This is a genomic window from Dysgonomonas sp. GY75, from assembly GCF_015234155.1.
Lineage (GTDB): Bacteria > Bacteroidota > Bacteroidia > Bacteroidales > Dysgonomonadaceae > Dysgonomonas > Dysgonomonas gadei.
Genome location: NZ_JADCLQ010000003.1, coordinates 1 through 12551 on the forward strand (window position 1 = coordinate 1; position 12551 = coordinate 12551).

10 protein-coding genes, 1 pseudogene and 1 riboswitch are annotated in these 12551 nt (G+C 41.4%); of the genes and pseudogenes, 4 read left to right on the forward strand and 7 right to left on the reverse strand.

Annotation, left to right across the window (positions count from 1 at the left end; all coding sequences use genetic code 11):
• Window positions 1–244, forward strand: a pseudogene (locus tag IR083_RS01265) (IS110 family transposase); the annotation flags it as partial.
• A 93-nt stretch (window positions 245–337) separates the two neighbouring features.
• A riboswitch (cobalamin riboswitch) is annotated at window positions 338–471 on the reverse strand.
• Window positions 472–633: 162 nt separating this feature from the next.
• On the opposite strand, the gene IR083_RS01270 reads toward IR083_RS01265, so the two are convergent.
• From IR083_RS01270 to IR083_RS01285, 4 genes are all read right to left on the reverse strand, one after another.
• Window positions 634–1821: a DUF418 domain-containing protein gene (locus tag IR083_RS01270; protein WP_194222944.1), complete on the reverse strand. Its 1188-nt coding sequence runs from the start codon at window positions 1819–1821 to the stop codon at window positions 634–636.
• A 299-nt stretch (window positions 1822–2120) separates the two neighbouring features.
• A complete protein-coding gene (locus IR083_RS01275) occupies window positions 2121–4130 on the reverse strand; it encodes a fibrobacter succinogenes major paralogous domain-containing protein (protein WP_194222945.1) in 2010 nt (669 codons plus the stop codon).
• Window positions 4131–4558: 428 nt separating this feature from the next.
• Window positions 4559–5713, reverse strand: coding sequence for a WG repeat-containing protein (locus IR083_RS01280; protein ID WP_194222946.1), 1155 nt, complete (start codon window positions 5711–5713; stop codon window positions 4559–4561).
• A gap of 42 nt (window positions 5714–5755) precedes the next feature.
• On the reverse strand, window positions 5756–6886 hold the full coding sequence (locus IR083_RS01285) for a WG repeat-containing protein (RefSeq protein ID WP_194222947.1): 1131 nt from the start codon (window positions 6884–6886) through the stop codon (window positions 5756–5758).
• Window positions 6887–7248: 362 nt separating this feature from the next.
• Between IR083_RS01285 and IR083_RS01290 the strand changes: the two genes are divergently transcribed.
• Window positions 7249–8652 carry a cation:proton antiporter gene (locus tag IR083_RS01290; protein ID WP_194222948.1) on the forward strand — a complete coding sequence of 468 codons (1404 nt, stop codon included), beginning with the start codon at window positions 7249–7251 and terminating at the stop codon, window positions 8650–8652.
• A 72-nt stretch (window positions 8653–8724) separates the two neighbouring features.
• Here IR083_RS01290 and IR083_RS01295 read toward each other — a convergent pair whose 3' ends face one another.
• Genes IR083_RS01295 through IR083_RS01305 form a run of 3 tightly spaced genes read right to left on the reverse strand, consistent with a single transcriptional unit; the run spans window position 8725 to window position 9709 of the window.
• Window positions 8725–9105 carry a terminase small subunit gene (locus IR083_RS01295; RefSeq protein WP_006798049.1) on the reverse strand — a complete coding sequence of 127 codons (381 nt, stop codon included), beginning with the start codon at window positions 9103–9105 and terminating at the stop codon, window positions 8725–8727.
• A gap of 53 nt (window positions 9106–9158) precedes the next feature.
• Complete coding sequence (locus IR083_RS01300; RefSeq protein WP_006798048.1) at window positions 9159–9434, reverse strand: hypothetical protein; 276 nt, start codon at window positions 9432–9434, stop codon at window positions 9159–9161.
• Window positions 9431–9709, reverse strand: a complete 279-nt coding sequence (locus IR083_RS01305) for a hypothetical protein (RefSeq protein ID WP_006798047.1) — start codon at window positions 9707–9709, stop codon at window positions 9431–9433. The genes IR083_RS01300 and IR083_RS01305 overlap by 4 nt, the downstream gene beginning before the upstream one ends.
• 389 nt (window positions 9710–10098) lie before the next feature.
• On the opposite strand from IR083_RS01305, the gene IR083_RS01310 reads away from it, so the two are divergent.
• Together IR083_RS01310 and IR083_RS01315 are read left to right on the forward strand one after the other, a co-directional pair.
• On the forward strand, window positions 10099–11406 hold the full coding sequence (locus IR083_RS01310; protein ID WP_006798046.1) for an alpha-L-fucosidase: 1308 nt from the start codon (window positions 10099–10101) through the stop codon (window positions 11404–11406).
• A 441-nt stretch (window positions 11407–11847) separates the two neighbouring features.
• The gene (locus IR083_RS01315) at window positions 11848–12546 is read left to right on the forward strand and encodes a CDGSH iron-sulfur domain-containing protein (protein ID WP_006798045.1); all 699 of its coding nucleotides are present in this window, start codon (window positions 11848–11850) and stop codon (window positions 12544–12546) included.
• The last annotated feature ends 5 nt before the right edge of the window (window positions 12547–12551 follow it).

The window sequence follows — 12551 nt, forward strand, 5'->3', positions numbered from 1 at the left end:
TAATAACTGGTTAGGTGAATTTTACAGGCGCATCAAGGCCAAAAGCGGTGCACCAACAGCCATAAAAGCGACTGCTCGCAAGCTGGCAATTATTTTTTACCGGATGCTCAGGGATAAAAAAGAGTTTTCGCCTTTACCTCTTGACGAGTATAATCACTATTTCAAGGAACGAAGAATTAAATACGTTGATAAACAGGCCGCTAAGTATGGTTTTAGATTAGTGCCTATCGATAGCGTTTCTTAAGAGTGAACAGTGAACAGTTAACAAAAAGATTGATAACGGTTGACTGATGACTGATTACTGTCAATCAGTGGTATTTGGTATTGTTCGAAGACTTTTTTCAGAAACATTGTTAACTGTTTACTGAATAGAGCTTACAGCAGCGGGTCTGTTCAGGACTTACACCTGATTCCCTTTTCATCATTTTTCCGAGGATACGGAAGCATGACACCAAAATCTGAGTGCAAAGATATTAATATTATTTAAATAAAGAACCCCGGTGAATAGTAGTTTCAATAATTAACATTCGCTTCTGATTTATTTGTTGAATCAGATATCCATCAATTAAAATAACCGTCAGACTATAAATCAATAGCCTGACGGTTATGTACTAAACGAAGTAATACGGAATATTATCCTTTTCCTATTTTAATCCAGGTCGCCTTTTTCCATAACCATTCCAATGGCCCCTGGCGATGTGAACGAAGCCACCAGCGGCAGAAGAAGAACTGAATAAGAAACATCCCGATACCCATTAAGAAACAGGCTGTGATGCCTGTATGCCGGTAAAGCCCGAGTCCCCAGTTATAGAACAGGAATCCTCCTATCAAAGACTGCGATAGGTAATTTGTCAGGCTCATGCGTCCGTAAGGAGCTAATTGGTGAAGAACATGTTTAAACCTTGTCAGGTAATATATAAGGATTACCCCGGCAAACAGTATTCCTGTAAATGCGATATTAGAAAGTGATTTGAGTATAAGGATAGAAGGAACGAGTAGTGCTTCCCTGTCTATAAAGTCGGGAAGTACAGCTATCAAACCATATATGGGGAAAAAGGCCAGAGTGACTGCAATGAATACTTTAGCCCATAACTTCATGTTTTTTTCCGAATAGATGAACACATTGCTACGCCCGATCAGCATACCTATCATAAATAACGCGGCTGTCTGGGTAACCCTTCCATGCAATAGCATCCAACCCATATTCGCAATATTTCCTGTCCAGATTGCAGTTTTGCACATTTCGAGGAAAGAGCCTTCTTTCTGTACCGTATTCACTATCTCCCAGTACGGACCATCAAATTCTGCGTTAATTACATATCCGGGATTGATGACTGCATAAATTATTTGTCCCCATTCAAGAGGTTGCAGTAAAAGGATAACTGCTATCACCGCAATAGTACGGGTAGAAAGACGGCAGACCGCTATCATTACATAACCAAGCAATGCATAAAGCACTAATATTTCACCGGGAAATAAAGTAGAATTGATGCAGGCTATAAAAAAAAGTAATACCAGCCGCCATGCAAACCGTCCGCGAAAGTCTTTCCCTTTTTCTTTTTGTGAATTGTCCTGAATAAAAAAACTGAATCCGAAAAGCAATGCGAAAATACAATAGGCTTTACCCGAAAAGGTAAAAAATATACTGTCCCAGATCACTCTGTCGGTAAATATCAGAAAGTTGCTGGTTTCTTCCGGAAAGCTATTAAGACTGAACCGTTCGATGAAATGGATAAGGGTAATTCCCATTACTGCAAAACCACGTAATACATCTGCTATTTCTATGCGATTATTACTGGTTAGTGTAGTAGAAGATTGCATGCTTTTTAGAATTTAAAATGTTAACGTATTCTTTTGTTTGACGTGCAAACTTAACACAAACCTTTTATGTCCTCTAAAAATTGCTATTCAATAAACGATAAAATATGACCAATAAGGGCACTTTACTTTTAAAGTATATCCCAGTGATGGTCAGTAAAAGCGGTCAATTCTACCAAAACAGAACAAGCCAAAGCCGGACGCATTGCTAAAACTATAATAAGGTGCAAAACGGTGAAAAATTTTATTACGGTTTTATTCCACGCTTTCGGTACTTTGGCTTATTCACATAATTAAAACGTTCAGCCTTTCTTACAACGCACAGACATATAATTAGTCTGGCTATTTGCAAATGCTGCCACTCCCGCATCCCCTATACCGGTAGACATTACCCGGTAATATGCCTGGTCCATGTTATATAAGCTACTGCTCCAGTAAGCTGCGGTTTCTCCGAAATCGTTTGGCGCTGCATTCACTATCTCTCCGGCAAAATAAGCTCCAAACCCGCCTTCAGCGATACTCTTCGATGTACCTTTTACGTTGCCCTGATATATTTCGCATGCATTAGTCATGGCGGGAGCATGTTTGCCTCTGTAATTCCCTCCCGAAGCAGATGGAGGTACCAGACTTCCGCCGTCGTCGATTATATTTTTAGATACATGGGCATATTTTGTAGTGTTAGAGATTATTTCATTTTCGAGTTGAGTCCATTCATAATCGCTGGGCAAATGCCATCCGTTCGGGCAAACTCCCTGAACTTTAGCTTGGGAAGGATTGTTAGGCTCATCCACATTCAGTCCTGTCTTTTGTCCGGCTGTTGCCCCTGCAAAATTGTAAAGCAACCCGAGGTACGTATTATCCAGATATGCCTGTAAACTGTTTCCCGGATAAGCATAATGCCCCGCCGTCAATGTCGATGCCAGACTTTCGGTCATATTGGAAAATCCGTTGGGAGTAACATTCGAATCATAATCCACTGCCGCAAGGTTTGTTACCATCCATCTGCCTGCCGGCCCGAAATCCGCTGAATAAAATTCTTCATAAATACCCGGCTTTTCAAGATGACGGACAACTTTATCTCCCCAGTCAGACGATGCACCGGAGGTCTGAGCCGGAGTCGAGTTCTCTGTCACACTTGTCAGGTCTTCATTCCCTTCGCATTGCATAATAGTTATTTCGAAGTCAGACGCCCGGTTGTTCACATCTCTGAGATTAACTTTTACATATTTGAAACGGCTACCGGGAGCACCGGAGGCTCCATTGTAAGTAAAAAATGTTTCCGGGCCGTAATTCCCGTCACTCAGATTTATTCCCTGTGGAGTTTGAGTATAATTGCCAAGTACTTCGGATACATTTCCACCCAAAGGCTCTACAATAGCCTGCCAGCGTACATTAGACAACACTTTCACTGTTCCATTCAGATTTGTATTTCTGATTGTGATCATATTCAGAATGTCTTCTTCATCTGTGGTATTATTATTACTGGTGGGGATTCTTCCTGAAATAGCGTAATTCGTTTGATTTAAAAGAACATTTTTGGTTATGACGCCGCCACAGGGAGCCTGATCGAAAGACAATGTAACCGAAGACTGCCTCGTATGCCACGGCTTCAGTTTCGTAACCAGCGATGATGTCATTTTGTCGGGTTGAATAGAAAAGACCGCAGGGCTGGCTGACCACGACGCCGGATTATCAGGCAGTATCTGAGTGGACTGATCTGCAAATTCCAATCCATTGTACGAAGGACTGGAAACCAGATTTCCCCAAGTCGGGGATGTCTGGGAAAGATACTCGAAACTCATAGTTTGAGCAGTCCACGATCTGCTATCCATACCGCTGGGGATGTGCAGTGTATCGGGTAAAGCCATCAATGTCGAATAACCTTCGATAAAGGTCTTGCCCAATGGTATCCATTCTTGCCCATTCCATACATAAGTCCCTCTCCCGAACGGATTGCACGGATTGAGATTGTATACATATAATCCGATATGCAACTCGTCCTGTTGCTGTTTATCCTGAATACTGGCATAATCGGAGCTTGGCAGTCCACTGTTGTTCTTGTCTTCAAACATCGGGTAGAGATTGTTTTTATCCGATAGGTACATGCGAGGCAACATCATGCCTTTTGTTGCATTAGCTCCGGTGTTATCATTTTCCTTTAGCTGTAGCAATACGCCTTCTGCGGGAGGGCTTCCGCTGCCTATAGTAACCTGGGATTTCGCTTGGTAAATTCCGCTAAATAAACATACGGCAATGAGGAAAGCATGTTTATTGATAATGTATTTAACATTTAGGCCATTTATTTTATCCATAATTTTGTATAAATGTTTATGTGTAATATTATTGTGAGTCTAAAAAAACAATCTAAAAAATGTCATGCAGATATATTGTCTCCGTCCTGTTTAAATCGTTAATTCCGATTTACAGATAAATATTAAACCGTGGACAACTGAAAATTGTTTTCAACTATCTTAGATAAATTACTCCCGGCTTTTCTGTTATAAATTATATGGGCTGAAAGAACGGGTAAATATGAGTAAATATTATTTCATCTCCACATGATCAATTTCGCTACAAAATTAATTCTCTAAGATTAGAAGTCTTTTAGATATGGATTAAATAAATATTAGAGGTAGATTAGAAGTAGATTAGAAATTATTGAATACAATAAATATAGATATCATTCAATATATTGAGCACCTTCGACCCGGAAGGATATGAGACAAAGACCCTGCAAATATTATTGCCCTGTGGCAGGCACGATACGGTGTATATCCATTTGTTCCTCATCTTTACCCTTAGGTACATATATTTCGCTCCAGTGCCTTTTCGAATCCAGTAAGATCCTGACCTTACCTATTATATTATCCGAAATATTGTATATGTATCCATTATCATCTATTGCATATCGCTTTTTCTGTATTACAACTTCTCCTATATAATTGGGCAATGTCTTCCTTACATCCTTCACATAGCTGAGATTATAATAAGTACCAATGTACTCGGCTGCATCAAATACAGGCGGTACAATAACGCCCGTACGGTTCACATACCCGTATCTGCCATCCAGACGGCTTTTTCCTATACTGTCCCCGCTACTCATATAATCTATTCTGTCATATATCACGGGCACGGCTTCCTTTCCGTCACGGCCTATAAAACCTTCTTTTTCGTCGCGATAGGCACGGGTGGTCTTTTGACCTTCAAAGTCCCTTATATTTGTATATATCGCAGGAGCGACCTCCTCGCCTGCCCTATTTATCAAGCCCCATTTTTTATCTACCTGCACCCGGGCTACATTGCCATCAAACAGCCTCACAAAGTCATATTGCGGCTCTATCTCTATACTACCGTCCGCACGGGCATATCCCCATTTGCCGTCTTTGCAGACAGGACGGAGTACAGTATCGCTCAACATCTCCATACTTTCTCCAAAGTCATAATCATAGCCGCCCATCAGGATGAAAAAATTGCCGAAACTATCGTATCGTTTGTTTAAGAATAATTTACCTGACGAATCTACTCCTATCCTGACCTTATCGTTCGATATACCATTCATCAGCAGGAATATGGCTCTGTTTTTTTCGAAAACGATCTCAAAGTAATTCTTCTTTTTATTCAGCGTCCCTTTGCGCGAAACAAAATGTACATAGCCCGTATCGGTAAGACAATATACGTTTAGTGTATCAGATGCAGCAAATTCGAGCCTGACCAAGTCAATATAATTTTCGCGTATGTTGAATGCCTGCGTTATATAGCCAGCACGGTTCACATATGTCCCGTTGAGCGAATGTAACGAATCCAGTGTGCTAAATGTGTATTTCCTATGCGACGCGCAGGATGCAAGTATGAGAATAAGCAGAAGAAAAAATAGTGCGTAACTCTTGTTTTTCATAGTGTCGGCTAATTGGCAATTAAGATAAATAAAAGTTGTGGATTATTGCTTATCTGGGACAGGAAAAAGCCTGTGTATATTTTGCTGTCCCTGCGGCACAGGCAATTCTGTCCAGTGCTTTCGCGATGCAGGTTCTACCTCCGATCGGCCTGTCATCCTGTAAGTATAGCCGTCTCCGTCTACTGCATACCGCACTCTGTCCACCTCGGCTGTACCCACATACCCCGGTAAAATTCGTTTCATCGCCTTGTTGTGCCCGGTGACGTCGTCCCTACGCATGGCATGGTCGAAAACAGGAGGTACAATGACCCCGCTATAGCTTACAAATCCGTACTTTCCATTTAGCATGGTCGTGGTAATACTGTCGCCGGTATATACATCGTCTATTTTATCATACATTACAGGTACGACTTCCTTTCCTGCCCGGTTGATAAAGCCCGTTTTTTTGTTGCGGTAAGCCCGTGCGATCTCCAGCCTGCCGAATCCTTCTATTTCGCTATATGCCGGAGGCAGTATTTCGTTTCCGGCCTTGTCTATCAATCCCCACTTTTTGTCTTTGAGCACACAGGCTATGTTTCCCTCAAACCGCCGTGCAAAATCATAAACGGGACGTATTACAATATTACCTTCGGGGTCTGCATATCCCCATTTTTCGAAGCGGAGGGCGGGACGCAGAACGATTCCTTCCACTTTGTCGAGGCTTTCGCCATAGTCATATTCGTATGCTTCTCCGAAAACGATGAGTGTGTGTTGCCTATAGGCTACCTCTTTGTTTAGAAACAGCTTCCCGAAAGTGTCCCGTCCTATCCTGACCTTATCGCTCGAATGATGGTAAAATATTAGAAGACATAACCATTTCTTGTCAAAAACGATTTCAAAATAGCCCTTCTCCGGCTTGAACTTACCTTTAAAAGTCCTGTTGACCCCGAAGCCCGAATCGACAAGGCATGACACATTCAGCGTCTGCGAATCGGTAAATTCGAACCTGACAAGGTCCACATCCTTTTCGTCTCTCATATTCAGTGACCGGGTTATAATATTATCCCTGTTTTCATATATCCCATTGAGCGATTGCAGCGAATCGAGCCGGCTAAACTTATAATTCCTGTGAAAAACGCAGGATGGGAAAAATAGAATAATAGTCAGAAAACAGTATAGGGACACGTTTTTCATAATACTTATTTAGGTTTTTCCTGTCTGTATTAGAACGCTACAGGACCGGTATTATTATTTGTATATTGGATTTAAAGGGATTTTTCTGTTAAAACGGAATGGAAACAAGAACCAAAGGCAATAAAAAGGCCGATATATTCTTAGTTAAATACACGAAATATTTGGTTTAAGAATGTCTTTGATATATTTATTTCTTTACTTTTGTTCTCTGTAACCGATTTTTTTTAACAGTTTCAGTTAAACACCATTCATTATTTAACTGTTATAAAACATATGCGGAAAAATACGTAAAGCTTACAGGTCGAATCTTCACTTCTTTTTCCACATGAAAAATCACTAATAATAAAAACACGCACACAACTATGGAAATTGTGAAAAAGTTCAGGACAGTATTTTTCTACATCCTCATTATCGGAGGGTTTTCTTTTCTCGTTTACTGGATTATCACCCAAGGAAAAGGCCTTGAAGCCGGACGTCACGTTATAGAAAATGCGGCTGCGGGAAGTTCATTTCAGGAATTCTTAGACTCGTTTGTGTCTAATATCCAACATCCTGCCGGTATTCTGTTGCTTCAAATAACTATCATTATCGTTTTTGCACGTATATTCGGATGGCTCTTCAATAAGATAGGACAACCCGTGGTAGTAGGTGAAATAATTGCGGGAATCGTACTCGGACCTTCATTATTAGGGCTATACCTGCCGGAGGTGTCCGAATTTATATTCCCTGTGAAGTCACTTGCCAATCTACAGGTGCTGAGCCAGATAGGCCTTATCCTGTTTATGTTTATCGTAGGTATGGAACTCAATCTGAAAGTGTTGAAGACCAAGGCTCACGAAGCTGTAGTCATCAGTCATGCCAGTATTATAATCCCTTTTGCGGCAGGCATAGCGCTTGCCTATTTCATATATTCATCATTCGCTCCTGATGGCATTTCATTCATGTCATTCGGTCTGTTTCTGGGTATTTCGATGAGTATAACCGCATTTCCGGTGCTGGCACGCATCATTCAGGAACGCGGGATACACAAGACCAAACTGGGGGCAATTGTTATCACCTGTGCCGCGGCCGACGATATCACTGCATGGTGTCTGCTGGCAGCTGTGATTGCCATTGTCAAGGCTGGTTCGTTTGTCAGTTCCATTTATACCATCCTGTTGGCTGTAGCTTATGTGGCGTTTATGATAAAGATTGTACGTCCCTTCCTCAAGAAAACGGCAGAATCCTTAAAGACAGAAAAGGGCTTTAAACAATCGGCCATTGCCATATTTTTCCTAGTATTGCTCTGTTCTTCGTTTGTCACTGAAATAATCGGTATCCATGCCCTGTTCGGCGCATTTATGGCAGGTGTTATCATGCCTAGCAATCCACGTTTCAGAAGCATGTTTATAGACAAGATAGAAGATGTGGCCCTGGTACTCCTGTTGCCGTTATTCTTCGTTATCACGGGGCTGCGTACCGAAATCGGATTGCTCAACGACTCTTATCTGTGGATAGTAACCGGAGTGATAATCCTTGTGGCCGTATTCGGCAAATTCGTAGGCAGTGCGGTAGCCGCCAAGTATGTAGGGCAAAGCTGGAAGGACAGCCTCACCATAGGTACATTGATGAATACACGCGGACTGATGGAACTGGTGGTACTCAATATCGGTTACGATCTGGGTGTGCTCAATGCCGAAATATTTGCCATGATGGTGATAATGGCACTGGTGACTACGTTTATGACAGGTCCGGTGCTGAATATAATAAACAGAGTATTTAGGTAATTAAGAATGAATAATTAAGAATGAAGAATACGAGTAGCTTGCATCATTCTTAATTCTTAATTCTTAATTATTCTAATATAAATCTTCGAGCAGATTCGCCACAAATGTAGCGTTATATTCTCCCAATATAGCGCCTTCGAGATAGGTCTGGCGGATTATACCCAAAATATGGGCTGCTGCATCACGCATCTCTTCATCCTTGCCGTACCGCATAAATGCAGATTCGCTGATGCCGCAGTATACGCACATGCCTGCGAGAGTGAATGGCCTCGGTATAGGTGTCTCTATGAATTCACCTTTCTTTTCGCCCGAGCGCATCAGTTCTTTCTTCAGCCACGGATTTTCTTCACACCATGTAAAGTATTCAAATGCCTTGGAAAGTAACATTTCGGGGTCAGTATATAGTTGTTGTTTTGTTCTTTTTTGTCGCGTCATAGAATTTACTGTTGTCATATGTTTTTGTATTTAATGTGAGTAATAGGAAAAGGAGTGTAAATTGCCGTATTTTATACTTTTCCCTCCCCTGTTTTCTTACTTTTTCTCTTCTTTGCCTGAGTTTCTACCGCTGGTTTCGGTACTTCCGTTTCACTTTCCTGCATATTGAGCCAACTCCTTAATTCACGAGTCTTTCGTATTAGGCAGCTGGCACACGACTGAGGTATTTCATTTTTATTAAATACTCTATTCGCAAGGTTATATATCTTACTCATCGAGTACCTGTGGGTTCTCTCTATTTCAGCTAAAAGCTGCTCTACTTCTGATTTTAGGTTCATTTCACTCATTTTGTTATCTTTTTATTGTCAATAAATTTTGTAATAAAAAACAGTGCGAATGATATAAATACGCCAATAAACACAAGGTATGCGCATCCTAATATAATCCCTGACAATAAAGCTAATAGCCACGAAATATGGAAAGTAAAACAAGGACGACAATTGAAAGGCTTACGGTCGAATCTTTTGTCTATTTCGGGCAGACGGATAGAAAGAACTTCACCCCAGTAAAGAGAGGTAATTGCGGTTAAAGTCAGAGTGACGCTTATCATTATTGCATCCATAGCTGTTTTTACAGTATAGATAAATGAGTCTGAAAAAAATGCAGAAATAAATCGGAAAAACAGGTCTTTGTTTGCCGATGTTAGGCTGGTTTAGTCAAACGTAACTTGCGTATGAAGTATACCACACTGTTTTTTATTTAATTTCTTAGAGCCTGTTTAAATTTTATTCGTTTAAATTTTTAGAACTATTTTTGAGATAGTTTTTTCTTCCTCGAAGTGATAATAGCGGGCTATTTGAACTGAGAGAATGAAAAAATAGCCAAAAAGAGACTAAAAATGAACGAAAAAGAATCTATAATAAAATATTTTGGTAAAATTTAAACAGGCTCTTAATTCTTCTCCCCTCTTTTCCTTACCTTTATACCTGTTAACTTTTAATAAAGCCGACCATGAAAAAAGTATTATTCAGCTTATTGCTTATTTCGTTTATAGTTCCCCGCATGAATAGTCAGGAAACAGTACAAAAAACCGATACCAAATGGTTCGAAGACGCCCGTTTCGGCATGTTCGTACACTTTGGCCCATATAGTGTACTGGGAGCCGGAGAATGGGTAATGAACACCCGCCCCGTAAAAGGGAAAGACTATATGCGCCTGCAAACACTGTTCAATCCGCAAGCCTTCGATGCCAAAGAATGGGTCAGGATAGCTAAAGATGCAGGGATGAAATATATCACATTCACCTCCCGCCATCACGATGGCTTCAGCAACTGGGACACGAAACAGTCGGACTGGAACATAATGAACACACCTTACGGGAAGGATCTTGTAAAACAATTGTCGGACGAATGCCAAAAACAGGATATGAAGCTGGTATTGTATTATTCCCTTCTCGACTGGATGCGTACCGATTACCAGTATGAAACCGGGCGCACGGGAAAGGCCGCAGGACGTACCGGAAAAAGCGACTGGCTGTCGTATATCAACTTTATGAAAGCCCAGCTGACCGAATTACTTACCAACTATGAGATTGCCGGCATATGGTTCGACGGACACTGGGATCAGACCGAAGATGAAAATCGTACCGACCACACCACACATGTAGACTGGCACTATCCCGAGATATACAAACTCATCCATACCCTTCGTCCGGGATGTCTGGTAGCCAATAACCACCATCTGCCGCCATTTGCGGGAGAGGACTATCAAATCTTTGAACGTGATGTGCCGGGTGAGAACAAATCGGGATATAGCGGACAGGAAGTTTCACGCCTTCCACTCGAAACCTGTGAAACAATAAACGGCGCATGGGGCTTCAACATCACCGACGACAATTTCAAATCAGCAAAAGAGCTTCTACATCTGCTGATACGCACTGCCGGAACGGGTGCTAACCTCCTGCTGAACGTAGGGCCTATGCCTGACGGGCAGATACAGCCCGAATGTGTGCAACGCCTGCAGGAGATGGGCAAATGGATGGATAAGTACGGATATACGATATACGGCACAGAGCAGGGCTTTGTAAAACCTCAGACATGGGGCGCAGTGACCAAAAAGGATAAAACATACTATATCCATATACTGGATAAGGACACAAAATCCATTACGCTGAATATACCGGACATAAAATCGGCAAAATGGATAAATGTCTCTGCACAACCCGAATGGGAGAAAGATAAAAAGACAGGGGATGTGACTTTTTCATTCGCCGGAGGATTAGATGAAACAGATTCTATTATAGAAATAGTGCTAAAATAAAAAAAAGCCATAAAACCATAAAAAACAAATATACTTTTACTCGTCAAAAGCCTTTTCAGATAACAGAATTCTTAAAATATCTAATAATAATGTTAAATATCAAATTCCCGTGAACATAATACGTCCGTTTGCAGTTATAACGGCGTGTAGTTTTGTAAAGTTTGTGTTAAGGTTTAGGAAAGTCTGCGATGTGATGTTGCGGACTTTTTTTTTATTTTTCGCGGTAAATCCGTAAACTTATCATGTAGCAGTTTGTTAAGATTGAATACAACTAAGAAATTATCGAAGTTTTGCTGTCATTATGATATAAATCTTTTCTCTGTCATCTTAAATAATAAGGGAAAGTCCTCGAAAAAAGGAAACAGGGAAGCTCTGGATATGACAATATGAAACGGAAGAAATAAAATCAGGGACGGCTTCAGATCTTAAAAGAACAAAGCTATGAACACACAAGATCCGAAAAAAGTAAAAGTGCTGGAAAATGGCCCTTACGAAGTGACGGGAAATGTGCCACTCGACCAATTGGGCTATCTATACAATGAAAACGGAGCATCGACAGGTTATGAGCATATCAGAACGTTCCCATTGCAGCAAACCTATCATTTGTGCCGGTGCGGGAGATCGAATAATAAGCCCTACTGTGATGGCTCACATTTGCAGGGATTTTATGGAAAAGAAACCGCCACTCACCGCCCGTATGAGCAAACAGCTCTGTTTACGGAAGGTAAACGTATAGATATGCTAGATGCACAGAACCTCTGTGCAGTAGCCCGTTTCTGTGACACCAACGGTACCACATGGGATTTGGTGCAAGAAGGCGACGATGAAGAAACCATAGAGACTGTTATCCGGCAATGTTGCAATTGCCCCAGTGGACGCCTCACTGCCGTAACCAAAGACGGGAAAAGGATAGAACCCGAACTTGCTCAGGAAATAAGTATCCTCGAAGATACGGTAGCCGAAACACACGGGCCTATATGGCTGAAAGGAGGCATCAGTGTAGAAGATGCCAACGGACGCCCATACGCCGCACGCAACAGGATGACTCTTTGCCGTTGCGGTAAATCGCGGAACAAGCCGTTTTGTGATGCCCGTCATATGGAGGATAGAGAAGGGAACAAGGAAGAAATTCCTGAATAAAGTAT

What these genes read in the sequence shown, in the direction of transcription:
- IR083_RS01310 (WP_006798046.1), top strand. Translation starts at nt 10,099, where the DNA reads ATGAAAAAAGTATTATTCAGCTTATTGCTTATTTCGTTTATAGTTCCC.
- IR083_RS01270 (WP_194222944.1), bottom strand. Translation starts at nt 1,821, where the DNA reads ATGCAATCTTCTACTACACTAACCAGTAATAATCGCATAGAAATAGCA.
- IR083_RS01275 (WP_194222945.1), bottom strand. Translation starts at nt 4,130, where the DNA reads ATGGATAAAATAAATGGCCTAAATGTTAAATACATTATCAATAAACAT.
- IR083_RS01315 (WP_006798045.1), top strand. Translation starts at nt 11,848, where the DNA reads ATGAACACACAAGATCCGAAAAAAGTAAAAGTGCTGGAAAATGGCCCT.
- IR083_RS01285 (WP_194222947.1), bottom strand. Translation starts at nt 6,886, where the DNA reads ATGAAAAACGTGTCCCTATACTGTTTTCTGACTATTATTCTATTTTTC.
- IR083_RS01300 (WP_006798048.1), bottom strand. Translation starts at nt 9,434, where the DNA reads ATGAGTGAAATGAACCTAAAATCAGAAGTAGAGCAGCTTTTAGCTGAA.
- IR083_RS01305 (WP_006798047.1), bottom strand. Translation starts at nt 9,709, where the DNA reads ATGGATGCAATAATGATAAGCGTCACTCTGACTTTAACCGCAATTACC.
- IR083_RS01290 (WP_194222948.1), top strand. Translation starts at nt 7,249, where the DNA reads ATGGAAATTGTGAAAAAGTTCAGGACAGTATTTTTCTACATCCTCATT.
- IR083_RS01280 (WP_194222946.1), bottom strand. Translation starts at nt 5,713, where the DNA reads ATGAAAAACAAGAGTTACGCACTATTTTTTCTTCTGCTTATTCTCATA.
- IR083_RS01295 (WP_006798049.1), bottom strand. Translation starts at nt 9,105, where the DNA reads ATGACAACAGTAAATTCTATGACGCGACAAAAAAGAACAAAACAACAA.